The organism is Streptomyces sp. NPDC046716 (assembly GCF_040645755.1).
Lineage (GTDB): Bacteria > Actinomycetota > Actinomycetes > Streptomycetales > Streptomycetaceae > Streptomyces.
Genome location: NZ_JBEYYU010000002.1, coordinates 265,389 through 291,028, shown reverse-complemented (window position 1 = coordinate 291,028; position 25,640 = coordinate 265,389). Strand labels below are relative to the sequence as shown.

The window sequence follows — 25,640 nt, the reverse complement described above, 5'->3', positions numbered from 1 at the left end:
TCGAGGGCCGGCCACCGGGTTTCCCGGCGGCCGGCCCTCTTCCCGTTCACCCCCGTCCGGCCCGGCGCAGGATCTCCTCCACGACCTCCGTCTTGGCGTCCGCGTAGTCCTGTACGTACTCCCAGGTCCGCCGGGACAGATCGCGCTTGGTGCGGGCGTACAGCTCGCGGTCCGCGGGGTGGGTGCGCAGACGGTCGCGGAAGCCGGTCATCCGGTCGATCTCCGGGCAACCGGCCGTGAACACATGGAGGTTGACGTAGTCGATGCCGGGTGCCACGGCCGGATGGCGCAGGACGCGGTGCTCGTACCAGTCGGGTTCGCGGACGACCAGGCCGTAGCCCAGGCCCTCCAGGCCGGGAACGTAAGTGCGCTCGGCCGCCGAGTCGGGGACCGCGAGGAGGATGTCGACGACCGGCTTCGCGGGGAGGCCGGGCACCGAGGTGGAGCCGACGTGCTCCAGGCGGTGCGGCAGGGCGGCGAGGGCGGTGCCGATGCGCTCGGCCTCGGTCGCGTACACCACCGGCCACAGGGGATCGGGCTCCACGAGCGTCACCCGGCCGTCGAGGCGGGCCGCGGAGCCCGGGTCGGCCGCCTCGATCTCCTCGGGCGTCATCGAGGTGCGGGGGATCGTCCGGTCCGGGTCCTGGCCCTGGTCGGTGGTCATGACACCACCGTACGTTCCCGGGACCAGGCCGTTCCTAGAATCAGGGACATGACGAACTCCACGGAATCAGCCGCCGTCGCGCAGGACCTCGCGCCCACCGGAGTGCTGCGGGCCTCCGTCAACCTCGGCAACCCCGTCCTCGCCCAGGGCACCCCCGACGCGCCCGCGGGGGTCACCGTCGACCTGGCCCGGGAGATCGCGGGCCGGCTCGGGCTCCCGGTGGAGTTCCAGTGCTTCGACGCCGCCCGCAAGTCCTACGAGGCGATGGCCACGGGCCGGGCCGACCTGTGCTTCCTCGCCGTCGAACCGGCCCGTGAGGCGGAGGTGGCCTTCACCGCGCCGTACGTGCACATCGAGGGCGTCTACGCGGTCCCGGCCGGCTCCGCGCTGCGGACCTCCGCCGACGTGGACCGCGCCGGGGTGCGCATCGGGGTCAAGCAGGGCTCCGCCTACGACCTGTTCCTGACGCGGACGCTGAGCGAGGCGACCGTGGTGCGCGGCACCGACGGCGTGGACGCCTTCCACAGCGACGGTCTCGAGGTCGCCGCGGGCATCCGCCAGCCCCTCACCGCCCACGTCGCCGCCGACCCCGGACTCCGCCTGCTGGAACCGGCGTTCATGACCATCCGGCAGGCCGTCGGCACGACCCGGACCCGCGACGCGCGCACGGTCCGCTTCCTGAGCGAGACGGTGGCCGAACTGACGGCGTCGGGCTTCGTCGCCGACTCCCTCCGCCGCTCGGGCCAGAACCCGGAGCTGGCGGCTCCCGTGGCCGGCTGAGACCGGACGACGGCCAAGAAGGCCCGCACCGAGTCGATCGGTGCGGGCCTTCTCCCCTGGACCGGGTGCGTTCCGTGGCTCGGGTCAATGGGCCGAACGGTCCGGTCCGACGCGCGTCGCTCGCCCTCGTCGGGGTGGTGGGCGGGCGGCGCGGCGGGGTCTAGAGGGCCTTGCGGGACTGCGGGACCGCCGCCACGGCGGGCTCCTCGGGGTAGTGGCAGGCCGTCAGGTGGCCGTCGGAGTTGCCCGTCACCCGGACCAGCGGCGGGGCCTCGCTCGCGCACTTGTCCGTCGCCTTCCAGCAGCGGGTGCGGAAGCGGCAGCCCGACGGCGGGTTGATCGGGGACGGCACGTCGCCCTGGAGGCGGATGCGCTCGCGGGCCGGGACGTCCTCGGCCGTCGCCTCGGGGACGGCCGACAGCAGGGCCTTGGTGTAGGGGTGGCGGGGATTGTCGTAGAGGTCCTCGCGGTTCGCGATCTCCACGATCTTGCCGAGGTACATCACGGCGACCCGCTGCGAGAAGTGCCGGACGACGGCGAGGTCGTGGGCGATGAAGACGAACGCGATGCCGAGCTCGCGCTGCACCTTCTGGAGCAGGTTCACCACCTGCGCCTGGATGGAGACGTCGAGCGCGGAGACCGGCTCGTCGGCGACGATCAGCTTCGGTTCGAGGGCGAGCGCGCGGGCGACGCCGACGCGCTGGCGCTGGCCGCCGGAGAACTGGTGCGGGAAGCGGTTGTAGTGCTCGGGGTTGAGCCCGACGATCTCCAGGAGCTCGCGCACCCGCTTCTCGCGGCCGCCCGCCGGGTTGATGTCGTTGATCTCCATCGGACCCGAGATGATCTTGCCGACCGTCTGCCGCGGGTTCAGCGACGCGTACGGGTCCTGGAAGATCATCTGGATCTCGGAGCGCACCGGCGCCAGCTGGCTCCGGCTCGCGTGGGTGATGTCCTTGCCCCGGTAGGAGATCGTGCCGCTCGTCGGTTCGAGGAGCCGGGTGATGAGCCGCCCGGTCGTCGACTTGCCGCAGCCGGACTCGCCGACCAGACCGAGGCTCTCGCCCTCGGCGACCTGGAAGTCCAGTCCGTCCACGGCCTGCACGGCGCCGACGGTCCGCCGGATCGGGAAGCCGCCCTTGATCGGGAAGTGCTTGGTCAGCCCGGAGACGTCCAGGAGGGGGGAGGTGCTGCTCATGGTGGTGAAATCCCGTCTCTTGTACGTCAGTTGTGCCGGGGCGCGGCGAGGTCGGCGAAGAGCTCGGCGCGCCGGTCCAGCGGGAGGTGGCAGGCGGAGCCCCGGCCCTGCGTCAGTTCGAGCACCGGGGACTCACCGGCGCACCGTCCGCCGCCGACCCGGTCGACGAAGGCGCAGCGGGGGTGGAACCGGCAGCCGGTCGGCGGGTTCAGCAGCGAGGGCGGCGAGCCGGGGATCGGCGACAGCGGCACGTCGACCGGACCCTCCAGGCTCGGCATCGAGCTCAACAGGCCCAGCGTGTACGGGTGCTGGGGGCTGCCCAGCACCTCCTTCTTGGTGCCCCGCTCCACGCACCGCCCGCCGTACATCACCAGCACGTCGTCGGCGATGTCGGCGATGACCCCGAGGTCGTGCGTGATGAAGATGATGGCCGTGCCGAACTCCTGCTGGAGCTCCTTGAGCAGGTCCATGATCTGCGCCTGGACCGTCACGTCGAGCGCGGTCGTCGGCTCGTCGGCGATCAGCAGCTCGGGGTCGCAGACCAGCGCCATCGCGATCATCGCGCGCTGGCGCATACCGCCGGAGAACTGGTGCGGATAGTCGTCCACCCGCATGTCGGGCTGGGGGATGCCGACCTTGCGGAGCATCTCGATCGCCCGCGCCCTGGCCTCCTTCTTGGAGGCCCCGGTGTGCTTGCGGTACGTCTCGCCGATCTGCCGGCCGATGGTGTGGTACGGCGACAGCGAGGCCAGCGCGTCCTGGAAGATCATGGACATCGTGTTGCCGCGGAGCTGCTCCAGCTCCCGCTCGGTGGCGGTGAGCAGGTCCTTGCCGTCGAGCACGATCTCGCCCTCGATCCGCGTGCGGGCCGGGTCGTGCAGGCCCAGGATCGTCAGGTTGGTGACCGACTTGCCGGACCCCGACTCACCCACGATGCCGAGCGTCCTGCCCCTGGCGAGGTCGAAGCTGAGCCCGTCGACGGCCTTGACGGTGCCGTCCTCGGTGGAGAAGTGGACCTTCAGGTCCTGGACGGAGAGGAAGGGCTTTTGATCGGTGCTCGTCACGGGGACGCTCCTGGGGGTGATGCGGGGGTAGGGGGCAGTGGCGGAGGTCAGGCGAGCCGGATCCGCGGGTCGATGAGGGCGTAGACGGCGTCGATGATGATGTTGAAGAACACGATGGCGCCGGCCGACAGCACGGTCACGCCGAGCAGCATCGGCAGGTCGCTCTTGTCCACGGACTGCACCGCGAGCCGGCCCACGCCCTGGAGGCTGAAGACCTGCTCGGTGATGATCGCGCCGCCGATGAGGGTGGCGATGTCGATGCCGAAGATGGTGACGATCGGGCCCATCGCGCCGCGCCAGGCGAACCGGAAGAAGACGCTGCGGCCGGACAGGCCCTTGGCCCGGGCGGTGCGGACGTAGTCCTCGCTGAGCGTCTCGACCATCTGCGAGCGCGTCATACGGGTGTAGTTGGCGGTCCAGATCAGGGCCAGGACCAGCCAGGGCAGCAGCAGCCCCGAGGCCCAGGAGACCGGGTTCTCGGTGAGCGGCGTGTACGAGGGGTTGTCCAGGATGCCCAGCTTCGACACGAGGAAGTACATCGCGATGTAGCCGACGAAGTAGATCTGCATCGAGGAGGCGACCAGCGAGGCCGAACTGGCCAGCTTGTCCTGCCACTTGCCCTGCTTGACCGCGGCGATCATGCCGGTGCCGATGCCGAAGATCAGGAAGACGACGGCCGAGCCGAAGGCGAGCGAGAGGGTCAGCGGGAGCCGGTCCAGGATCGTGCCGAGCACCGGCTCGCGGTTGGCGAAGGAGTAGCCGAGGCAGGGCGCGTCGCAGCGGCCGAAGCTGGCGTAGTCGCGCCCGACGAAGATGCCCTTGAGCCAGTCCCAGTACTGGACCGGGATCGGGTGGTCGATGCCCAGGTTGTGCCGGACCTTGGCGAGCATGTCGGGCGTGCAGTTCTTGCCGCAGGACATGATGGCGGGGTCACGCGGGATCGCGTAGAAGAGCCAGAAGGTGATCGCGCTGATGATCAGCAGGATGACCAGCGCGCCGAGGACTCGGCGAACGAGGAAGCGGGACATGGGGCGTGACTTTCCGGACGGGGCGCCGTCGCCGGGAGGCTGAAGGGGGAGGGCCGCCGGGGCGGCCGCGCGGGCGGCCGCCCCTTCACGGGGGCGCTTACTTCTTGGCGTAGAGCTTGCAGAGGGCGACGCAGGTGTTGCCGAGGTCGTAGACGACGTTGCCGACCTTGGAGCCGTACATCCAGTTGCGGATCGAGTGGTAGTCGGGCACGCAGGCCGCGAGCTCCATGATCTGGCGGTCGATGGCGCCCCAGGCCTTGTTGGCCTTCTCCGGTTCCGTCTCCGTGGTGGCGGCCGCGATCGCCCGGTCGACGCTCGCGTCCTTCAGCTGGGAGTAGTTGCTGCGGCCGTCGCCGATGTTGTCGCCGTCCCAGCAGGGGTAGAACACCGAGTAACCGGCCGGCCAGTCGGGGCTCCAGCCCGCGGCGAACACGTCGTACTCGTTGTCGATCTTGCCGATCTGGGTGTAGAAGGTCGACTTGTCGATCTGCTTGTTGACGACCGTGAAGCCCGCCGCCTCCAGGGCGTTCTTGATGGCGACGGCCTGCTTCACCGCGTTGTCGGACTGCTGGTAGGCGATGACCAGCTTCTGGCCGGTCGCGCCGGCCTCCTTCAGCAGGGCCTTGGCCTTGGCCGGGTCGCCACCGGGCTTCTTGGTCACGCCGTACAGGTCGAACTTGGCGTAGCCGGGGGTCACCGGGGAGAGGATCGAGGTGGCCAGCTCGCTGGTGGAGGCGCCGCCGCGGATCGTCTGCAGCTGCTGGTGCGGCCAGGCCCAGTTGATGGCCTGGCGGACCTTCACGTCCTTGATGCGGGTCGTGTTGATCGGCCAGTAGTAGGTGACCGTGTCGACCTGGGTGAGGACGCGCTTCTTCAGCTTGGCGTTGGTGAGCACCTGGGCGGTGCGCTCCGGGGCGACCTCGTTGAAGATCGACACCGTGTGCTGGTCGTTGCCCTTGTCCGCGATGTAGCGGTCGGTGGACGCCAGGTTCTCGAAGCCGAACTGGAAGACGTACTTGTCCGGGTAGTTGTTGCGCAGGGCGTCGGTCTTGGGGTCCCAGTGGTCGTTGCGCACGTAGGTCAGCGACTTGCCCGGCTGGCGGCTGTCGATCTTGTACGGGCCGCAGGACATCGGGCGCTTGTCGTACTTCTCCTTGGTGTCGTGCTTCTTCGGCACGAAGGAGTAACCGCGCATCGCCACCATGTAGTTGAAGTCGCCGTGGGCTTCCTTCAGGTGGAACGTGATGGTCTTGCCGTCGACCTCGATGGAGTCGAGGTGCTTGCCGCCGTAGGGGCCCTTGTACTTGTCGCCGCCCTCGGCCCACTCCTGGAAGTAGCGCGGGCCCTCGGTGATGAAGTCGGCGAAGGTGCGCTCGAAGGTGTGGCGGACGTCGTCGATCGTGACGTCGGAGCCGTCCTCCCACTTCAGGCCGTCCTTGAGGGTGAAGGACCAGGTCTTGCCGCCGTCCTTCATCGTGCCGGCGTCGGTCGCCATGTCGCCGACCAGGGTGGCCGAGCCCTTGTCGCCCACCTTGTAGCCGGTCAGGCCGCGCGCGATCGGGACCGTGATGGCCTGCTCGGTCGAGACGTAGATCTGGGCCGGGTCCATGTGGTCCATGTCGAACTGGTCGAGCGAGTAGATCGTCCCGCCCTTGACCGCGCCGGGGACCTCGGGGGCCGGACCGGTGGAGTCGGCCTTGGTGCCGACCGGGATCGCGGTCGTCTTGGAACCCGTGACCGAGGGGCCCTTGCTCTTGCTCGAGCTGCCGCTGCCACTGCCGCCGCAGGCGGTGAGGACCGCGCTGGACGCCGCGACCGCACCGGTGGCGATCAGGAGGTTTCTACGGGAAAAGGACATGGTTGGGCCTGCCTAGGTCAGTCGGGACGAAGAGAGGGTGGCCGGACGTCGTCGAAACCGGCGGAGGGGGAGCTGGGGGTCAGCGCTTCGACTTCGGGTCGAGGGCGTCGCGCGCCGAGTCGCCGAGCAGGTTGAAGGCGAGTACGAAGATCACCATCGACAGGCCCGGGAAGAGCAGGAACGTGAAGTCCTGGTTGTAGAACTGGGCGCCGCGGCCGATCATCACGCCCCAGTCGGGGGTCGGGTCGATCATGCCGACACCGAGGAAGGCCAGGCCCGCCTCCGACGTCACGAAGAGGGGGAGCAGCAGCGTGGCCTGGACGATGATCGGCGTCCACAGGTTGGGCAGCAGTTCCTTGAACACGATGCGCATCGGCGAGGCGCCGGTGACCTTGGCCGCCTCGACGAACTCCCGCTCGCGCAGGCCGAGTACCTGGCCGCGCAGCAGACGGGCGATGGAGGCCCAGCCGAAGGCCGAGAGGACGACGATCAGCGAGACCGCCCGCAGGGAGGTGGGGATGTTGTCGTCGTCGGCGACGAAGAGCCCGAAGACCACCGGCATGAAGGCGATGAAGAAGAGCGTCGACGGGACCGAGAGCAGGATGTCGATGATCCGGCCCACGAGGTAGTCCGTCTTGCCGCCCAGATAGCCCGCGGTGACGCCGACGACCACACCGACGACCATGGTCAGCACGCTGGCCGCGACGGCGATGCCGAGCGAGTTGCGGATCCCGTAGAGCAGGAAGGTGAAGACGTCCCGGCCCAGCTGCGGCTCGATGCCGAACCAGAATTCGGAACTCATCCCGCCGTTGGCACCCGCAGGGTACGAGAAGGCGTCGAGCAGCTCCGGGCGCGCGCTGGCGTAGGTGGTGTACGGGTCCTTGCCGTACACCTTGGCGATCAGCGGCGCCGCGAGGGCGATCACGAAGAAGAACAGCACGACACCGGCCGAGATCAGGCCGGTGCGGTCCCGCTTGAAGCGGCGCCAGGCCAGCTTGCCGGGGGAGAGGCTCTCGTCGTCGCCGGACGCCGCAGGGGGTGTCCGCGGCGCGGGCGCGTCGTCCTCCACAACCTCAAGTTCGGCTGCGGCAGGGGGAGTTGGGGTCGTCATGGTGCTCCAGGCCCTGAGGGGTCCATATGCGCTAACGGGTCTACCGGAGCGCTAAGCGGGACCTTTTCAGGGCATTTGATGCACGGTCAATGAATTCTGGATGTCTTGATTCCACCTTTGAATCCTTGCCCCGGGCTTTGCTCTGAGTAGGGGGCGGGATTGCTCTCGCATGGGTGTTCCCATGGCATAAAGACGGCATCGCCGGACAAGCGTGGCGTGGGGTCCGATATCCGGACACTCGTGTCTCGCTATGCGTGCACTGTGAGCCGAGGGTACGGGGTTGCGAAAGAAAGGGCCCGTCCCACGGGTGGCTGAATCGGGAGTGCGATATGTGACGTATGGCCTGATATTTGGGCGTACGTGTCACGTGATCGGTACAGAGGAGGCACTCCATGCGTGGAGCCACGCACGCCAAGTGGGCGGCTGGTGCAGTCGCCGTAGCCCTCGCGGCGACGGCCTGTGGTGGGGGCGGCGACAGCGGTGGCGGCGGTGACGGCTCCGGGATCGTGCGCTCCTCCTGGGGTGACCCGCAGAACCCGCTGGAGCCCGCCAACACCAACGAGGTGCAGGGCGGCAAGGTCCTGGACATGATCTTCCGCGGTCTGAAGCGGTACGACCCGAAGACCGGCGAGGCCAAGGACATGCTCGCCGAGAAGATCGACACGTCCGACTCGCAGAACTTCACGATCACCGTGAAGAAGGGCTGGACGTTCTCCAACGGCGAGAAGGTCACCGCCAAGTCCTTCGTCGACGCCTGGAACTACGGCGCGAGCCTGAAGAACAACCAGAAGAACGCCTACTTCTTCGGCCAGATCGACGGCTACGACAAGGTGCACCCGGACTCCGGCTCGCAGAGCATGGACAAGCTCTCCGGCCTCAAGGTCACCGGCGACGACACCTTCACGGTCAAGCTGAACCAGAAGTTCTCCACCTGGCCCGACACCCTCGGCTACGCGGCCTTCGCCCCGCTGCCCAAGGTCTTCTTCGACGACCACGACTCGTACGTCCAGAAGCCGATCGGCAACGGGCCGTACACCGTGAAGTCGTACCAGAAGGGCTCGCAGATGTCCCTGCGCAAGTGGGACAAGTACCCGGGCGACGACAAGGCCGAGAACGCGGGCGTGGACCTCAAGGTCTACACCGACAACAACACGGCCTACACCGACCTGACGGCCGGCAACCTCGACCTCGTCGATGACGTGCCCGCCGCCCAGCTCACGAACGTGAAGAGCGACCTCGACGGCCGGTACATCAACACCCCCGCCGGCATCATCCAGACGCTCGCCTTCCCGTTCTACGACGCCGACTGGAACAAGGCGGACAGCGACAAGGTCCGCAAGGGCCTGTCGATGGCGATCAACCGCAAGCAGATCACCGAGTCGATCTTCCAGAAGACCCGCACCCCCGCCACCGACTGGACCTCGCCGGTCCTCGGCGAGGACGGCGGGTACAAGGAGGGCCTGTGCGGTGAGTTCTGCGACTACAACCCCACCGAGGCCAAGAAGCTGGTCAAGGAGGGCGGCGGCATCCCCGGCGGCCAGGTGCAGATCGGCTACAACGCCGACACCGGCAGCCACAAGGAGTGGGTCGACGCCGTCTGCAACTCGATCAACAACGCCCTCGGCAACGACAAGGCGTGCGTCGGCAGCCCCACCGGCACCTTCGCCGACTTCCGCAACAAGATCACCGACAAGAAGATGACGGGCCCGTTCCGCGCCGGCTGGCAGATGGACTACCCGCTCATCCAGAACTTCCTGCAGCCGCTGTACTACACCGACGCCTCGTCCAACGACGGCCACTGGTCCAACAAGGAGTTCGACTCCCTCGTGGACAAGGCCAACGCCGAGTCCGACCAGGCCGAGGCCGTGAAGATCTTCCAGCAGGCCCAGGAGGTCGTCCGGGACAACATGGCGGCCATCCCCCTCTGGTACCAGAACGGCAGCGCCGGCTACTCGGACAAGGTCTCCAACGTGGCGCTGAACCCGTTCAGCGTCCCGGTCTACAACGAGATCAAGGTCAACTGACGCCAGGGGAGGGGCGGCCGTCGGGCCGCCCCTCCCGCCCCCTCGCTGAACCCTCGCGGAAACGGAACCGGAGTCCTCATGGGACGTTATGTGATCCGGCGCCTGCTGCAGATGATCCCGGTCTTCATCGGCGCGACGCTGCTGATCTTCCTCATGGTCAACGTGATGGGCGACCCCATCGCCGGGCTGTGCGGCGACAAGGCCTGCGACCCTGCCACCAAGGCGCAGCTGTCGAAGGAGTTCGGCCTCGACAAGCCGGTGTGGCAGCAATACCTGACGTACATGGGGAACGTCTTCACCGGCGACTTCGGCACGGCGTTCAACGGCCAGAAGGTCACCGAGCTGATGTCGACCGCGTTCCCCGTGACCATCCGTCTGACGATCGTGGCGATCCTCTTCGAGATCGTCGTCGGCATCACGCTCGGCGTCATCACCGGCCTCAAGCGCGGCCGCCCCATCGACACCACCGTGCTGCTGCTGACCCTCGTCGTCATCTCCATCCCGACGTTCGTCACCGGTCTGCTGCTCCAGCTGCTGCTCGGCGTCAAGTGGGGCTGGATCGAACCGGCGGTGTCCACGGAGGCGACCTTCAGCGAGCTGATCGTGCCCGGCCTGGTCCTCGCCTCGGTCTCCCTCGCCTACGTCACCCGCCTGACCCGGACCTCCATCGCCGAGAACAAGCGCGCCGACTACGTGCGCACCGCCATCGCCAAGGGCCTGCCCAGGCGTCGCGTCATCACCCGGCACCTGCTGCGCAACTCGCTGATCCCCGTCGTCACCTTCATCGGCGCCGACGTCGGCGCGCTGATGGGCGGCGCCATCGTCACCGAGCGCATCTTCAACATCCACGGCGTCGGCTACCAGCTCTACCAGGGCATTCTGCGCCAGAACACCCAGACCGTGGTCGGCTTCGTGACGATCCTCGTGCTGGTCTTCCTCGCGGTGAACCTGATCGTCGACCTCCTGTACGCCGTACTCGACCCGAGGATCCGCTATGCCTGAACCGCAAGCACCAGAGCCTTCCAGGCGGCCCGGGGCGTCCGGCGGCGGGCGCGCGCCCGAGGACGGTGCCATCGCCGCGACCGGCATGGGCGGCGCGATGGACCTCGCCACCAGCGAGGGCGCGACCGTGGAGAGCTCCCCGGGCGGCCCCGCCGGCGGCCCGGCCGACAAGCCCCGCAGCCTGTGGTCCGACGCCTGGCGCGACCTGCGCCGCAACCCGGTCTTCATCATCGCGGGCCTGGTCATCCTCTTCCTGGTGATCATCTCGATCTGGCCGCAGCTGATCGCCTCCGGCAACCCGCTCTCCTGCGACCTGTCCAAGCGTCAGCAGGGCTCCGCGCCGGGTCACCCCTTCGGCTTCGACGGTCAGGGCTGCGACGTCTACACGCGCACCGTGTACGGGGCCCGCAACTCCATCACGGTCGGTGTCTGCGCCACGGTCGGTGTCGCGCTCCTCGGGTCGGTCCTGGGCGGTCTCGCCGGGTTCTTCGGCGGGTTCTGGGACTCGATCCTGTCCCGTATCACCGACATCTTCTTCGCGATCCCCGTCGTCCTCGGCGGCCTGGTGCTCCTGTCGGTCGTCAGCAGCAACACCGTCTGGCCGGTCATCGGTTTCATGGTGCTGCTCGGCTGGCCGCAGATCTCGCGCATCGCGCGCGGTTCGGTCATCACCGCCAAGCAGAACGACTACGTGCAGGCGGCCCGCGCGCTCGGCGCCTCCAACTCGCGGATGCTGCTGCGGCACATCACGCCGAACGCGGTCGCGCCCGTCATCGTCGTCGCGACGATCGCCCTCGGCACGTACATCGCCCTGGAGGCGACCCTGTCGTACCTCGGCGTCGGTCTGAAGCCGCCGGCGGTCAGCTGGGGCATCGACATCTCGTCGGCGTCGGCGAACATCCGCAACGCCCCGCACGCGCTGCTGTGGCCGTCCGGCGCCCTCGCGATCACGGTCCTCGCGTTCATCATGCTCGGCGACGCGGTGCGCGACGCCCTCGACCCGAAGCTGAGGTAGCGCCCATGCCGTTGCTCGAAGTACGCGACCTGAACGTGGAGTTCCGGACCCGGGACGGCATCGCCAAGGCGGTGAACGGTGTCAACTACACGGTCGACGAGGGCGAGACCCTCGCCGTTCTCGGCGAGTCCGGCTCGGGCAAGTCGGTCACCGCGCAGGCCGTGATGGGCATCCTCGACATGCCGCCCGGGAAGATCACCGGCGGCGAGGTCCTCTTCCGCGGCCAGGACCTCCTGAAGCTCAAGGAGGAGGAGCGGCGCAAGATCCGCGGCGCCGAGATGGCGATGATCTTCCAGGACGCGCTCAGCTCCCTCAACCCCGTGCTCTCGGTGGGCGAGCAGATCGGCGAGCTGTTCACCGTCCACCGCGGCATGTCCCGCAAGGACGCCAAGGCCAAGGCCGTCGAGCTGATGGACCGGGTCCGCATCCCGGCCGCGAAGGAACGCGTCGGCCAGTACCCGCACCAGTTCTCCGGCGGTATGCGCCAGCGCATCATGATCGCGATGGCGCTCGCCCTGGAACCCGCCCTGATCATCGCCGACGAGCCCACGACCGCCCTCGACGTCACGGTCCAGGCCCAGGTCATGGACCTGCTCGCGGAGTTGCAGCGCGAACTCCACATGGGCCTCATCCTCATCACGCACGACCTCGGTGTCGTCGCGGACGTCGCCGACAAGATCGCCGTGATGTACGCGGGCCGCATCGTGGAACAGGCCCCCGTGCACGAGATCTACCGGGCGCCCGCGCACCCGTACACCAAGGGCCTGCTGGAGTCGATCCCGCGCCTGGACCAGAAGGGCCAGGAGCTGTACGCGATCAAGGGCCTGCCGCCCAACCTGATGAACATCCCGCCCGGCTGCGCCTTCAACCCGCGCTGCCCGATGGCACAGGACGTGTGCCGCACCGACGTCCCCCCGCTCGCCGACGTCTCCGAGAGCCGTCGCAGCGCCTGCCACTTCTGGAAGGAGACGCTCGATGCCGCACAGTGAGCACGTCAGCAAGCAGGACCTCAAGCGCGAGGGCGAGATCGCCCGGCACCTGCTGCACCAGTCGCAGGCGGAGTCCTCCTACGCGGCGAACGGCTCGGCCTCCGGGCACGAACCGATCCTCGAGGTGCGCGGCCTGGTCAAGCACTACCCGCTCACCCAGGGCATCGTCTTCCGCAAGCAGGTCGGCGCGGTCAAGGCCGTCGACGGCGTCGACTTCGACCTCGGCCAGGGCGAGACCCTCGGCATCGTCGGCGAGTCCGGCTGCGGCAAGTCCACGGTCGCCAAGATGCTCGTGAACCTGGAACGCCCGACGGCGGGCCAGATCAAGTACAAGGGCGAGGACATCACCAAGCTGTCGGGCCGGGCCCTGAAGGCCGTCCGCCGCAACATCCAGATGGTGTTCCAGGACCCGTACACCTCCCTCAACCCCCGCATGACGGTCGGCGACATCATCGGCGAGCCGTACGAGATCCACCCCGAGGTGGCACCCAAGGGCGACCGGCGCCGGCGCGTCCAGGAACTGCTCGACGTGGTCGGGCTCAACCCCGAGTACATCAACCGCTACCCGCACCAGTTCTCCGGCGGCCAGCGCCAGCGCATCGGCATCGCCCGCGGACTCGCCCTGCGGCCCGAGATCATCGTGGCCGACGAACCGGTCTCCGCACTCGACGTCTCCGTCCAGGCCCAGGTGATCAACCTGCTCGACCGGCTGCAGAACGAGTTCAACCTCTCCTACGTCTTCATCGCCCACGACCTGTCGATCGTGCGGCACATCTCCGACCGGGTCGGCGTCATGTACCTGGGCCGCGTCGTGGAGATCGGCTCCGACTCGCAGATCTACGACCACCCGACCCACCCCTACACCCAGGCGCTGCTCTCCGCGGTCCCCGTCCCCGACCCCCGCGCACGCGAGCACCGCGAACGCATCCTGCTGGCGGGCGACGTCCCCTCACCGGCCGACCCGCCCTCCGGCTGCCGCTTCCGCACCCGCTGCTGGAAGGCACAGGAACGCTGCGCGCAGGAGGAACCGCTGCTCGCGGTGCCCGAGGTGTTCAGCACGGTCGACACCCCCGCCCGACACCCCTCGGCCTGCCACTTCGCGGAGGAGAAGCAGGTCGTGCCGTCGGAGTGAGAGCCCCCTCGGGCCTTTACACACAGGCAACTTGACGGACCCGGTCCCGATATACGGACAGGCCAGGATGTTCCACGTACGGCCGTGCGGGTGCCGTGAACCGGGGCCGGAGCGCGCCATGTCGCTCCGGCCCCGGTTGCCTACGCCCTCGGCAACGACCGCTTCAGGAAGTCGACCTGGAGCAGCAGCAGATTCTCGGCGACCTGTTCCTGCGGCGTCATGTGCGTGACGCCCGACAGCGGCAGCACCTCGTGCGGCCGCCCGGCGGCGAGCAGCGCGGAGCTGAGCCGCAGCGCGTGCGCCACGACCACGTTGTCGTCCGCGAGTCCGTGCACGATCAGCATCGGCCGGTGCTGATCGGCCGCCTCGGCCAGGCCGTCGTCCGTCACCAGGGAACTCTTCGCGTACGTGTCCGGGCTCTTCGCCGGATCCCCGAGGTAGCGCTCCGTGTAGTGGGTGTCGTACAGCCGCCAGTCCGTCACCGGCGCCCCGGCGATCCCCGCGTGGAAGACGTCGGGACGGCGCAGCACGGCCAGCGCCGACAGGTAGCCGCCGTAGCTCCAGCCGCGCATCGCCACCCTGGACAGGTCAAGCGGGAACCGGTCGGCCAGCGCGTGCAGCGCCGTGACCTGGTCGTCCAGCGTCACCGTGAAGTCGCCGCGCACCGCCTTCTCCTGGCCGGGCGAGACGCCCGGGGTGCCCCGGCCGTCCGCGACGATCACGGCGAAGCCCTGGTCGGCGAACCACTGGGACGTCAGATACGGATTGTGCGCCGCCATGACGCGCTGCCCGTGCGGACCGCCGTACGGGTCCATCAGGACCGGCAGCGGACCGTCTCCCTCGGTGTACGAGGAGGGGAGCAGGACGGCGCACGGAATGCCGTCCGCCTCGGTCAGGGTCACGCGCGGCGAGAGGACGGGCGTCTGCGCGAAGGAGGCGATCTCGGCGACGTGCTTGCCGCCGCGCTCCACGCGCACCCGTGCGCCGGGGGCGTCGAGGGTTGCCGAGACGAGGACCGTGACATCGCCGGAGCGGACCGCCGAGTGGACGCCGGGCTCGCCGGTCACCCGCTGCACGCCCAGCTCGTTGACCCGGTAGACGTGCACCTCGCCGGTCTCCGGCGCCTCGGCGTCCGCGCCCGCCGACGCCGAGACCAGCACATCGCCCTCGCCGACATCGAGAACGGCGCGGACATGCAACTGCGGTCCGGTGAGCGGGCGTTCGCCCACCGCCAGGACCCGCGCGCCCCCCTCGTCGGCGATCCGCACCAGCTGCCCGCTCGGCGACCAGCACGGCACGCCCGGCAGCAGCTCCAGCCACTGGTCGTCCTCGTCGGCGTGCACCATGCGGGTCGAGCCGTCCTCGGGGTCCACCGCGAGGTACAGCGCGCTGAGCTGGTCGCGGGCCTGCACCAGGAGCAGCGGGGCGCCGTTCGCCGACCAGTGGACGCGGGCCAGGTACGGATAGGCGGCCCGGTTCCAGTTGATCTCGGTGCGGGTGCCGTCGAGCGCGTACGAGAAGAGCCGCACCTCGGCGTTGGGGGTGCCGGCCGACGGATAGGCGACCCGGGCCGGTTCGCGGTCGGGGTGCGCCGGGTCGGCGATCCACCAGCGGTGCACGGCCGCGTCGTCGGCGCGGGCCACCAGGAGCCGGTCCGAGTCGGGGGACCACCAGTGGCCCCGGTAGCGGGACATCTCCTCGGCGGCGATGAACTCCGCCAGCCCGTACGTGACCGTGTCCGACTCCGGGGTCGCGAGCGCCCGGTCGTCCCCGCCCTCCGCGCCGACGACGCGCAGGGCGCCCTTGGCGACGTAGGCGATGTGCCGGCCGTCGGGGGAGGGGCGCGGGTCGATCACCGGTCCGGGCACGGGCAGTTCACGGGCGGTCCCGGCCCGCAGTTCGGCGGCGAAGAGGCGGCCGGACAGGGCGAACGCCGCCAGCTCCACCGCCGCGTCCGTCGCGTACCCGACGATGCCCGCGCCGCCCTCGCGGCTGCGCTCGCGCCGGGCGCGCTCCGCCGCGGACAGCTTCTCCGACGCGCCGCCGAGCAGCGCGGACGGCTCCGCGGCCGGCCGCTCCCGGCCGCTCGCCACGTCCAGCACCCACAGCGCGCTCGCCCGGTCGGTACCGGAGGGGGAGCGCAGGAAGACGACGCGCTCCCCGTCGGGCGCCACCGTGAACGCCCGTGGCGCGCCCAGCGTGAAGCGCTGGGTACGCGCGTGCTGACGAGGGAAGGAAGGAGGAGTCGACGGCTCTGTGACGAGCGTCTCGGTCTCGGTGGTCATCCCCGAAGCGTAGGGCGCGAGTGGACCATGCGCCCCCTCGTGCTTCCGGTGCCCCCTGGTGGCGACTCATGCGTGACGACGGATAGTTATGATCCGTAGCATTCCGTGGGTAGACAGGTCTCGGAAGACTCCCGGCGACCGGATCACTTTGGAGGAGGACCGCTGTGGCACTCTCGATCTCGGCCGTGGTGCTGTTCGCGATCATCGTCTTCATCCTGATCAAGAAGTCCGGGCTGAAAGCCGGTCACGCGATCGTCTGTGTGCTTCTCGGCTTCTACCTGGCGAGCTCGTCCATCGCGCCCACGATCAAGGAGCTGACGACGAACGTGGCGGACATGGTCGGCGGCATCAAGTTCTAGGCGCGGGGTTCCGCGCGCGGGGTTCTAGGCTGGGGGCATGACCGAACTGCCCGCCCGGCGTCTGCTCCTCGTGCACGCGCACCCCGACGACGAGTCGATCAACAACGGCGCGACGATGGCCAAGTACGCCGCCGACGGCGCGCACGTCACCCTCGTGACCTGCACCCTCGGCGAAGAGGGCGAGGTCATTCCGGACGAACTGGCCCATCTCGCCCCGGACCGGGAGAACCTTCTCGGACCGCACCGTATCGGCGAGTTGGCCGCGGCCATGAAGGAACTGGGCGTCACCGACCACCGCTTCCTCGGCGGCCCGGGCCGCTTCCACGACTCCGGGATGATGGGCGCCGAGCAGAACGGCCGGCCGGACTCCTTCTGGTCCGCCGACCTCGACGAGGCCGCCGCCCACCTGGTCGCCGTCGTCCGCGAGGTCCGCCCGCAGGTCCTCGTCACGTACGACCCCGACGGCGGCTACGGCCACCCGGACCACATCCAGGCGCACCGCGTCGCCCTGCGCGCCGCCGACCTCGCCGCCGAGCCCGCCTTCCGGCGCGACCTCGGAGAGCCGCACACGATCGCCAAGATCTACTGGAACCGGGTGCCCCGCACGGTCGTCGAAGAGAGGTTCCGGCGTCTCGACCCCGCCCCGTTCGGCGCCGTCGCCGCCGTCGGTGACGTACCGGGCGTCGTCGACGACGGACGGATCACCGCCGAGATCGACGGGCGGCCGTACCTCGACCGCAAGGCCGCGGCGATGCGCGCCCACGCCACCCAGGTCGAGGTCGCGCGGGGAGACACGGTGTTCGCGCTGTCCAACGGGCTGGCGCAGCCCCTGTTCGACGTCGAGTACTACGAGTTGGTGCGGGGCGAGCCCGGATCGGCCTACGAGAAGGACCTGTTCGAGGGCGCCGAGAGCCCGACCGCCGAGGGAGCGCGACGATGACGAGCAAGAACACGACCCCGGCCCGGACGCAGGGCGGCAGCGCCCTCGCCCAGCCGATCGACTTCAGCCCCGGCCGGATCGCCGCGCTGCTCGGTCTCCTCGTGCTCGGCGCGCTGGTCGGCGGCGCGGGCGCGCTGGCCCAAGGCGGCTGGTTCCCGGGCGGATTGCTGCTCGCGCTGCTCGGCGCGGCCGGCGCCTTCCACGGCGGAGCCCGGCTCACCGGCGGCAGAGCCGGGGCCGTGGCGCCGGCCGTGGGCTGGCTCGTCGTCGTCGTGCTGCTCACCACGAGCCGGCCCGAGGGTGACTTACTCTTCGGCGCGGGACTGGGCTCCTACCTCTTCCTCCTCGGAGGGATGGCAGCGGCTGTGATCTGCGCCACCATCGGGCTGCCGGGGCAACCACCCGTGTCCGGCGCCCGACTTGGGAAGTGACGTGACTTTTTTGGTGGACGCCCGACGGGCACGTGACGGACACCTGACGGATATCGCCACCGGCCCCACAGGGGATTCACCATCCGTCACACGATGACTTCCCGCGACGGCCAGTATGGTGGTGCGCGCCGCCGAACAGCCCGCGCGAGGTCGAGACGGGCGGCGGAGCCAACCGGGAGAACCTGCCTTGAGTCGTGAAACTGACAGTTCGTCCTCCGGGCCCCAGGGGCGCGGCGCAGCCGCCTACCCGTCCGGGACGCCTCCGTACGGCACGTCCGCGCAGGGCGCGGCGTCCGGGGACGCCGAGCCGACACCGCCGGGCGACCAGGACGGCCCCAAGACCGAGACGACCCTGACGACCCGGATCCGGATCAACATCCCGGGCTCGCGGCCGATCCCGCCGGTCGTGATGCGTACGCCGATGAGCGACGTCGATGGAGGTGCCGGTGGCGCCGACGGGCCCCAGGACGCCGAGCCGGGCCGCGGTCCCGCCGCCCCGCAGACGCCCCAGGCGCCGGCCGCCGAAAGCCGTCCCGCGGCGCCCGCCGGGTTCCCGGCCGACGCCCCGCAGCCGGGTGCGCCCGCCGAACCCGCGGCGCAGCGCGAGGAGAAGACCAGCGACTGGTTCGCCCCGCGCAAGGCGGCGCCCGCTCCACCGCGTCCCGGCGCCGCGGGCGCTCCGGCCCCCGGCCCGGGCACCCCGAAGCGCGGCACGTCCGCCGGTACCTCCGGCGGCTTCGACGTGTCCGGCGCCGTCGCGGCCGGACCGCTGGGCAGCGGCGCCCCGCAGGGACCCGAGGGCGGGCCCTCGGGCCGGCCGGGTCCGGGCGGCCAGGACCGCGGTGACCTGCCGTACTTCTCGGCGAACGCGAGCGGGAACGCGCCGGGCGGTCCCGACGGCGCCCCGCGCCGCGGCCCCGCCGGTCCCACCGGTGGTCCCGTCACCGGCGACGGCCCGAAGCTGACGCCGCCGGGCGCGCCGAGCGGTCCGAATCCGCTGACGCCCGGCGCCGGTGCCCCGACGCCGCCCCGGATGAGCGACGACACCGCGATCCTGACGCCGCAGGTTCCCGCCCCCGAGCCCCCCGGGGCCGGCGGCAACGTCTCCGGCGACACGCTCACCAGCGGCATCCCCGTCGTCCCGCAGCCCGGCCAGGGCGCGGGCCCCGGCTCGCCGTTCGCTCCGCAGGGTCCGGGCGGCGGACCGGTGGCGCACACCCCGCCGAAGCTGCCGGACCCGGTGCAGAGCGCCCCGGCCGCGGCCCCCGCGAAAAAGAAGAAGGGCCGCAGCAAGCTGGTCCTGCTCGGCGCGGGCGTCGTCGGCGTGGCCGGTGTCGCCTACGGCGCGGGCCTGCTGATGAACCACTCCGACGTCCCCAAGGGCACCACCGTCCTCGGTGTCGACATCGGCGGCGGCACCCGGGACGAGGCGGCCGCCAAGCTGGAGAGCACCCTCGGCAAGCGCACCGACGACGCCCTGAAGCTGGAGGTCGACGGCAAGACCGTCGAGCTGAAGCCGGACCAGTCGGGCCTCTCGCTGGACAGCGCGGCCACCGTCTCGGCCGCCGCGGGCAGCGACTACAACCCGGTCTCGGTGATCGGCTCGCTCTTCGGCAACCAGCGGGTCGTGCAGCCGGTCATGCCCGTCGACGAGGAGAAGCTGCACGCGGCCCTCCAGGACGCGGCGGGCGGCGGTGCGACCTCCGGCGACGGCACGATCAAGTTCGTCCCCGGCAAGGCCGTCGCGGTCTACGGCAAGGCGGGCAAGGGCATCGACGTCGACCAGTCGGCCGGCGCGGTCGCCGAGGCGTACCGGGCGCACGTCGAGACGGGCAAGGACGCACCGGTCTCGGTGGCGACCTCGACCCAGCAGCCGACGGTCTCGAACGCCGAGGTCGACCGGAAGATGAAGCAGTTCGCCGAGCCGGCGATGTCCGCCAACGTCACGATCACGGCGGGCGGCAAGCAGATCGACTTCGGCCCGGCGATCTCGCTGCCGAAGGTGCTCGGCATGAAGGCCGTCGACGGCAAGCTGGTCGAGACGTACAACCTGCCGGCGCTCAAGAAGCTCTACGGCAACACCTTCGACGGCGTCCTGATCACCCGCGGCACCGGCAAGAAGACGGCGGTCCAGCCGACCGACGTCGCCCAGGCCATGGGCAGGGCGCTGCTGGGCAAGACCAAGGCCGAGCGCACCGTGGACATCCCCACGAACGCCGGCTAGCACGGCTCGTCGTCCGTCCCGCATGACATCTGTCATGCGGGACGCGCGACAGGAAGCACTGCCGTACCGGGCCGCCGAGCGGCGACGATGGCGTCATGAACACAGACGCAGCGGTCACCTTCACCGGGGTGACGAAGACGTACGGCACGGTGAAGGCGGTCGACGGGCTCAGCCTCACGCTGCACCCCGGCGAGACCGTCGCCCTGCTCGGCCCGAACGGCGCCGGGAAGTCCACCACCCTCGACCTGCTCCTCGGCCTGCGTCCCGCCGACACCGGTGACGTACGGGTCTTCGGCCTCGGCCCGCGCGACGCGATCGTGCGCGGCCGGGTCGGCGCCATGCTGCAGAGCGGCGGCCTGATGGACGAGGTGACCGTGCGCGAGCTGGTGCGGCTCGCGGTGGCCCTGCACCCCAAGCCGCACAAGACCGACGAGGTCCTGAGCCGGGCCGGCATCACCCAGATCGCCGACCGCAAGGTCAACAAGCTCTCCGGCGGCCAGGAGCAGCGCGTCCGCTTCGCCCTCGCCACCGCCGGCGACAGCGATCTGATCGTCCTCGACGAACCGACGACCGGCATGGACGTGTCGGCCCGCCAGGCGTTCTGGGCGACCATGCGCGAACAGGCCGACCAGGGCCGCACCGTGCTGTTCGCCACGCACTACCTGGAAGAGGCGGACGCGATCGCCGACCGCGTCCTCGTCCTGCACCGCGGCCGTCTGCTCGCCGACGGCACCGCCGCCGAGATCAAGGCGAAGGCGGGCGCCCGGAAGGTCTCCTTCGACCTGGAGGGCACCATCGACGAACCCGCCCTGCGCGCCCTGCCGTTCCTGACCACCGTCGACGTGTCCGGCCAGACGGTCCGCATCCAGTCCACCGACGCCGACGCGACCGTGCACGCGCTGTACGGGCTCGGCGTCTACCCCCGAAATCTCGAAGTCGCCGGACTCGGCCTGGAGCAGGCCTTCGTCGCCATCACCAACGCCGAGGAGGCGAAGGCGTCATGAACAGCCTGATCAAGCTGGAGCTGACCCGCGCCCTGCGCAACAGGAAGTTCCTGTTCTTCTCCGTGGTCTACCCGTCGGTGCTCTTCCTGCTGATCGCCGGATCGGCCGACAGCAAGGACATCGTCGACGGCACCGGGCTCAGCCTGCCCGCGTTCATGATGGTCTCCATGGCCTCCTTCGGCGCGCTCACCGCCGTCCTCATGGGCAACAGCGAGCGCATCGCCAAGGAGCGGGAGAGCGGCTGGGTGCGCCAGCTGCGGCTCACCACCCTGCCCGGCCGCGGCTACGTCCTCGCCAAGACGGCCAGCGCCGCCGTGGTCTCGCTGCCCTCCATCGTGATCGTCTTCGGCGTGGCCGCCGTCTTCAAGGACGTACGGTTCGACGCCTGGCAGTGGCTCGCGCTGACCGGCGCGATCTGGGCGGGCAGCCTCTGCTTCGCCGCGCTCGGGGTCGCCCTCGGCTATCTCGCGTCCGGCGACGCCGTCCGCCCGATCACGATGATCGTCTACTTCGGTCTGTCCATCCTGGGCGGCCTGTGGATGCCCACCACGACGTTCCCGCAGTGGCTCCAGGACATCGCCAAGTGGCTGCCCACGCACGCCTACGCCGGTCTCGGCCAGGCCATCGAGCTGGGCAACGCCCCGCACGCCAAGGACGTTCTGCTGATCGTCGTGTACTTCCTGCTCTTCGCGGGCGGCGCGGCGTACCTGTACCGGAAGGACACGTTGAAGGCGTGAGCACCGAGTTGGAGGCCACGGGCCGCATCCCCAGGGTCGGTCAGCCGCCGGAGAGCCGCCGGGAGTTCTTCGTGAAGCTCCTGTGGATCGCCATGTGGCTGGCCTTCCTCGGCAGCCCGGTCGCGGATCTCGCCCAGGGGCACCACAGCGCCGTGGGCACCACCCTCGGCAGCCTGGGCCTGACGGTGTTCGTGGTCGCGTACATCGGCCTCGTGATGCGGCAGACGGGCCGCCGACTCGGCCGGTTCGCGGCCCGCGCCTGCCTGAGCGTGCTGCCCGTCTTCGCCGTCGTCCTCTCGCTCACCCTCGGGTCCGAGTGGCTGGTCCTGTTCGTCTACGTGTCCGTGGCCTTCGGCGCGGTCCTGCCGCTGCGCCACAGCCGGCTCGCGATCGTCGGGGCGACGGCCGTCATGGTCGGCGTCGGCCTGCTGCTCGGCACCGAACCGCAGTACTGGCTGGTCGTCCCGGCCCTGCTCGGCGGCTTCTCCATGATCGGCGTACGGGAACTGGTGCGGACGACCCGGGAGTTGCGGGAGGCGCGGGCGCAGGTCGCGCAGCTCGCCGCCAACGAGGAGCGGCTGCGGCTCGCCCGCGATCTGCACGATCTCCTCGGGCACTCGCTCTCCCTGATCACGCTGAAGAGCGAACTGGCGGGCCGGATGCTCCCCGACCACCCCGACAAGGCGGCCGACCAGGTCGCCGACATCGAGAAGGTCAGCCGCCAGGCCATGGTCGACGTGCGCGAGGCCGTCACCGGCTACCGGCGCGCCCGGCTGTCCGCCGAGCTCGCGGGCGCCCAGGTCGCGCTCACCGCGGCGGGCATCGAGGCGACGGTGCCGGCCGAGGCACCCGGCCTGCCCGAGGCCCGCGAGGCGGCGCTCGCCTGGTCGCTTCGCGAGGCCGTCACCAACGTCGTACGGCACAGCGGCGCCCGCCGCTGCGTCGTCGCCGTCACCCGCCGCGAGACGCTGGACGGGCCGGTGGTCGAGCTGACCGTGGAGGACGACGGCGCGGGACCCGCGGGCCGGCCCGCCGGGAACGGGCTGACCGGCCTCGGCGAACGCCTCGCCGCGGTCGGCGGCTCGCTGGAGACCGGCGCGGCCGCCGGGCACGGATTCCGCCTGGTGGCCCGGGTCCCGGCGGCCTCCGTAGGATCCGCGGCATGACCCACCCGATCAAGGTGCTGCTCGCGGAGGACCAGTCGATGGTCCGTGAGGCCCTCGCGGCGCTGCTCGGCCTGGAACCCGACATCGACGTCGTCGCCCAGGTGGCGCGCGGCGACGAGGTACTGGCGGCGGCCCGCAACCACGCGGTGGACGTGGCGCTGCTCGACATCGAGATGCCGGGCTGTACGGGCATCGAGGCCGCCGCCCGGCTGACGCGCGAGCAGCCCGGGGTGAAGGTGGTCGTCCTGACCACGTTCGGCCGCCCCGGCTATCTGCGCAGCGCCATGGAGGCGGGCGCGCACGCGTTCCTGGTCAAGGACGCCCCCGCCGCGCAGCTCGCGGAGGCCGTCCGCAAGGTCCTCGCCGGCGAACGCGTGATCGACCCCACGCTGGCCGCGGCGGCCCTGGCCGAGGGCGCCAACCCGCTCACGGACCGGGAGCGCGAGGTGCTCCGCGCGGCTGCCGACGGCCGCACCAACGCCGAACTGGCCCGTTCCCTGAACCTCTCCCAGGGCACGGTCCGCAACTACCTCTCGGTGACCATCCAAAAACTGGCGGTCCGCAACAAGGCGGAGGCGGTACGGGTGGCCGAGGAGAAGGGCTGGCTGTAGCAGCGCCCCGCAGGGGCGCGGGGCTGTATCGATGTGCGGCTCCGCCGCGTGGGCGCGAGCAACCACGACGGCGCCGCACCTGAAGACCTCAGTTCAGCATCGCCCGAGCACCCCGAGCCTGCCCCAGCACCAGCTCCCCAGCGGCAGCGTCCACGGCCCCGACCACCTCGGCATAGGCCTCCAATTCGGCGGCCCCCAGCAAGAATTCACCCCGCTGCACCAACAACTGAGCCCGCTCATAACGCAACCGCGCCGGATGCGAGGGCAACAGCAGCGACCACTCCACGGCCCACAGCGACACATCCGACCGCTCCGGCCGCGTCGACGCCCAGGCCCGCACATTGTTCAGAATCCGCAGGACGACCTCCAGCGGATCGGCGGGCCGCAGCATCGACGGATCGAGCGGCGCCCCCGTCGCCCCCGCCACCAGCAACTCCGCGTCGGACCCGGTCAGCACCCGCCCCCCGTCGAACGGGTCGGCGAGCACCTGATGCTCCGGCGGACCGAACCCGACCACGAAGTGCCCCGGCAGCGCCACGCCGTACACGGGCGCCCCGGCCCGCCGGGCCACCTCCAGCCACACCACCGACAGCAGGATCGGCAGCCCGCGCCGGCGCCGTACGACCTCGTGCAGCAGCGACGACTCCAGCCGCTGGTAGTCGCCCGGCACGCCGTGGAACCCGAGCTGCGCCCCGAGCAGTTCGGCCAGGGCCGTCGCCCAGGCCCGCGGCCCGCCGGGCCGGAACGGCAGCCGGCCGGCCAGCTCGTCCAGCTCGATCTCCACGGCGTCCATGCCCGCCTCGTCGAGCGAGCCGTCCGCCTCCGCGGCGAGCAGCAGACACAGCCGCGTGAGGTCGGGCCGCTCGGCCCGGGCCTCCTCGGCGAACCGGCGCCGCAGTTCGGTGGAACGGGGGGACAGGTGCGGGGACATACGTGCCTCGTGCCCTCTCAGGCCGATCGATTAGCGGGCGCGGCGGTGGTCGGCACCGCCGATGCCGCTCAGGTGCTCCGGTGCACGGTAGTAGTGGTAGGTGTGATGCGTGGCGAAACCCATGCGGTCGTAGAGGGCGCGCGCCCCCTCGTTGTCCGCCTCCACCTGGAGCCAGGCGGCCGACGCGCCCTCGTCGAGGGCCTGCCGTGCCAGCGCCGTCATCACCTTCGTGGCGAGGCCGCGGCGCCGCTGGGCAGGGTCGACCTCCACGGCACCGAACCCGGCCCACCGTCCGTCGACCACGCACCGCCCGATCGCGGCGGGCACGTCGCCCTCGCCCGGCACGGTCGCGAACCACACCGAAGGACCGGCGCACAGCACCTTGAGGGCGACCTCGCTCGCCCCCTTGCGCTGGTAGCGCGCGAGCCAGTCCACCGACGGCTGCCGTGTGAGCACGACCTCGGCCCCTGGGTCGGGCCCGTCCCCGACCGGCGCGAGCGCGCCGATCCGCACCTCGGTCGGCGACTCGTCCGTCCAGCCGCGGGCGGTCAGTTCCGCGCAGAGCAGTTCCTGCGTCCCCTCGGCGCCGGTCGCCGCCTGCGCGTACACGGGCAGCCCCCGGGCCGCGTACCACCGGTGGACGTGCGCCAGCGCCTCGTCGAGCGGCATGCCCGGGTCGCCCACGGGCAGCACGGAGTTGGCCCGTTTGGTGTAGCCCTCGGCCGCCCGCAGCCGCCACTCGCCCAGCCGTTCGTCCTCGAGCGGCTGCCAGGCCCGTGCGCAGATGTGCGCCAGTTCGGCGAAGGTCGCGGCCGGCCCCCGGCGCCGGGCCGGTTCGGCGGGCACCACCTTCCCGGCGACCAGCGAGGACTCCTCGACCGTGACCCGTTCACCGTCTTTTCGTGTGATGAGCAGCACACCGCTGTTCCACGATGTGAGAACTCCGACGGTGTCGGTGAAACGCCGACCCGCGGGACCGTCCTCGCTCACCCGTCGTACTGACACGCGTTTTCCCACGTCATCGCCCGAGATGCGGACTTCGAGCCGTCCGCCAGCAGTGAATTCCACAGCTAGGCCCACCCCTCCTGTT

23 protein-coding genes are annotated in these 25,640 nt (G+C 70.6%); 14 read left to right on the top strand and 9 right to left on the bottom strand.

Annotation, left to right across the window (positions count from 1 at the left end):
* Positions 1-46: 46 nt before the first annotated feature.
* Complete coding sequence (locus tag ABZ930_RS02850; RefSeq protein WP_361540320.1) at positions 47-664, bottom strand: GrpB family protein; 618 nt, start codon at positions 662-664, stop codon at positions 47-49.
* A gap of 48 nt (positions 665-712) precedes the next feature.
* Between ABZ930_RS02850 and ABZ930_RS02845 the strand changes: the two genes are divergently transcribed.
* Positions 713-1,444 (top strand): transporter substrate-binding domain-containing protein, encoded by a 732-nt coding sequence (locus ABZ930_RS02845; protein ID WP_361540317.1) that lies wholly within the window; start codon positions 713-715, stop codon positions 1,442-1,444.
* A gap of 160 nt (positions 1,445-1,604) precedes the next feature.
* Here ABZ930_RS02845 and ABZ930_RS02840 read toward each other — a convergent pair whose 3' ends face one another.
* The 5 genes from ABZ930_RS02840 to ABZ930_RS02820 form a co-directional block, all read right to left on the bottom strand.
* The gene (locus ABZ930_RS02840; RefSeq protein WP_361540314.1) at positions 1,605-2,639 is read right to left on the bottom strand and encodes a dipeptide ABC transporter ATP-binding protein; all 1,035 of its coding nucleotides are present in this window, start codon (positions 2,637-2,639) and stop codon (positions 1,605-1,607) included.
* A 26-nt stretch (positions 2,640-2,665) separates the two neighbouring features.
* A complete protein-coding gene (locus tag ABZ930_RS02835; RefSeq protein ID WP_361540311.1) occupies positions 2,666-3,703 on the bottom strand; it encodes an ABC transporter ATP-binding protein in 1,038 nt (345 codons plus the stop codon).
* A gap of 47 nt (positions 3,704-3,750) precedes the next feature.
* On the bottom strand, positions 3,751-4,731 hold the full coding sequence (locus tag ABZ930_RS02830) for an ABC transporter permease (RefSeq protein WP_361540308.1): 981 nt from the start codon (positions 4,729-4,731) through the stop codon (positions 3,751-3,753).
* A 97-nt stretch (positions 4,732-4,828) separates the two neighbouring features.
* Positions 4,829-6,589, bottom strand: a complete 1,761-nt coding sequence (locus ABZ930_RS02825; RefSeq protein ID WP_361540305.1) for an ABC transporter substrate-binding protein — start codon at positions 6,587-6,589, stop codon at positions 4,829-4,831.
* Between the two features lie 79 nt (positions 6,590-6,668).
* Complete coding sequence (locus ABZ930_RS02820; RefSeq protein WP_361540302.1) at positions 6,669-7,700, bottom strand: ABC transporter permease; 1,032 nt, start codon at positions 7,698-7,700, stop codon at positions 6,669-6,671.
* A gap of 392 nt (positions 7,701-8,092) precedes the next feature.
* Between ABZ930_RS02820 and ABZ930_RS02815 the strand changes: the two genes are divergently transcribed.
* From ABZ930_RS02815 to ABZ930_RS02795, 5 genes are all read left to right on the top strand, one after another.
* On the top strand, positions 8,093-9,724 hold the full coding sequence (locus ABZ930_RS02815) for an ABC transporter substrate-binding protein (RefSeq protein WP_361540299.1): 1,632 nt from the start codon (positions 8,093-8,095) through the stop codon (positions 9,722-9,724).
* Between the two features lie 78 nt (positions 9,725-9,802).
* Positions 9,803-10,726: an ABC transporter permease gene (locus ABZ930_RS02810; protein WP_361540296.1), complete on the top strand. Its 924-nt coding sequence runs from the start codon at positions 9,803-9,805 to the stop codon at positions 10,724-10,726.
* Positions 10,719-11,741, top strand: coding sequence for an ABC transporter permease (locus ABZ930_RS02805; RefSeq protein ID WP_361540293.1), 1,023 nt, complete (start codon positions 10,719-10,721; stop codon positions 11,739-11,741). Before ABZ930_RS02810 ends, ABZ930_RS02805 begins: the two co-directional genes overlap by 8 nt.
* Before the next feature lie 5 nt (positions 11,742-11,746).
* Complete coding sequence (locus ABZ930_RS02800; RefSeq protein WP_361540291.1) at positions 11,747-12,730, top strand: ABC transporter ATP-binding protein; 984 nt, start codon at positions 11,747-11,749, stop codon at positions 12,728-12,730.
* A complete protein-coding gene (locus tag ABZ930_RS02795; RefSeq protein WP_361540289.1) occupies positions 12,717-13,862 on the top strand; it encodes a dipeptide ABC transporter ATP-binding protein in 1,146 nt (381 codons plus the stop codon). Before ABZ930_RS02800 ends, ABZ930_RS02795 begins: the two co-directional genes overlap by 14 nt.
* Positions 13,863-14,002: 140 nt before the next feature.
* Here ABZ930_RS02795 and ABZ930_RS02790 read toward each other — a convergent pair whose 3' ends face one another.
* Positions 14,003-16,147, bottom strand: a complete 2,145-nt coding sequence (locus ABZ930_RS02790; RefSeq protein WP_361540286.1) for a prolyl oligopeptidase family serine peptidase — start codon at positions 16,145-16,147, stop codon at positions 14,003-14,005.
* 164 nt (positions 16,148-16,311) lie between these two features.
* Between ABZ930_RS02790 and ABZ930_RS02785 the strand changes: the two genes are divergently transcribed.
* From ABZ930_RS02785 to ABZ930_RS02750, 8 genes are all read left to right on the top strand, one after another.
* Positions 16,312-16,506, top strand: a complete 195-nt coding sequence (locus ABZ930_RS02785) for a hypothetical protein (RefSeq protein ID WP_111666458.1) — start codon at positions 16,312-16,314, stop codon at positions 16,504-16,506.
* A 37-nt stretch (positions 16,507-16,543) separates the two neighbouring features.
* Entirely contained in the window at positions 16,544-17,446 is a 903-nt protein-coding gene (mshB, locus tag ABZ930_RS02780; RefSeq protein ID WP_361540283.1) for an N-acetyl-1-D-myo-inositol-2-amino-2-deoxy-alpha-D-glucopyranoside deacetylase, read from the top strand.
* Entirely contained in the window at positions 17,443-17,877 is a 435-nt protein-coding gene (locus ABZ930_RS02775; protein ID WP_361540280.1) for a DUF6113 family protein, read from the top strand. Before mshB ends, ABZ930_RS02775 begins: the two co-directional genes overlap by 4 nt.
* Positions 17,878-18,064: 187 nt before the next feature.
* A complete protein-coding gene (locus ABZ930_RS02770; RefSeq protein WP_361540277.1) occupies positions 18,065-20,101 on the top strand; it encodes a hypothetical protein in 2,037 nt (678 codons plus the stop codon).
* Between the two features lie 95 nt (positions 20,102-20,196).
* Complete coding sequence (locus ABZ930_RS02765) at positions 20,197-21,105, top strand: ABC transporter ATP-binding protein (protein ID WP_361540274.1); 909 nt, start codon at positions 20,197-20,199, stop codon at positions 21,103-21,105.
* Positions 21,102-21,842, top strand: coding sequence for an ABC transporter permease (locus tag ABZ930_RS02760; protein WP_361540271.1), 741 nt, complete (start codon positions 21,102-21,104; stop codon positions 21,840-21,842). Before ABZ930_RS02765 ends, ABZ930_RS02760 begins: the two co-directional genes overlap by 4 nt.
* Entirely contained in the window at positions 21,839-23,008 is a 1,170-nt protein-coding gene (locus ABZ930_RS02755; protein ID WP_361540267.1) for a sensor histidine kinase, read from the top strand. The genes ABZ930_RS02760 and ABZ930_RS02755 overlap by 4 nt, the downstream gene beginning before the upstream one ends.
* Complete coding sequence (locus ABZ930_RS02750; RefSeq protein ID WP_361540264.1) at positions 23,005-23,619, top strand: response regulator transcription factor; 615 nt, start codon at positions 23,005-23,007, stop codon at positions 23,617-23,619. The genes ABZ930_RS02755 and ABZ930_RS02750 overlap by 4 nt, the downstream gene beginning before the upstream one ends.
* An 88-nt stretch (positions 23,620-23,707) precedes the next feature.
* Here the strand turns inward: ABZ930_RS02750 and ABZ930_RS02745 are convergent, their stop codons facing one another.
* Together ABZ930_RS02745 and ABZ930_RS02740 are read right to left on the bottom strand one after the other, a co-directional pair.
* Complete coding sequence (locus ABZ930_RS02745; RefSeq protein WP_361540261.1) at positions 23,708-24,550, bottom strand: transglutaminase-like domain-containing protein; 843 nt, start codon at positions 24,548-24,550, stop codon at positions 23,708-23,710.
* Between the two features lie 30 nt (positions 24,551-24,580).
* The gene (locus tag ABZ930_RS02740; protein ID WP_361540258.1) at positions 24,581-25,618 is read right to left on the bottom strand and encodes a GNAT family N-acetyltransferase; all 1,038 of its coding nucleotides are present in this window, start codon (positions 25,616-25,618) and stop codon (positions 24,581-24,583) included.
* Positions 25,619-25,640 lie beyond the last annotated feature (22 nt).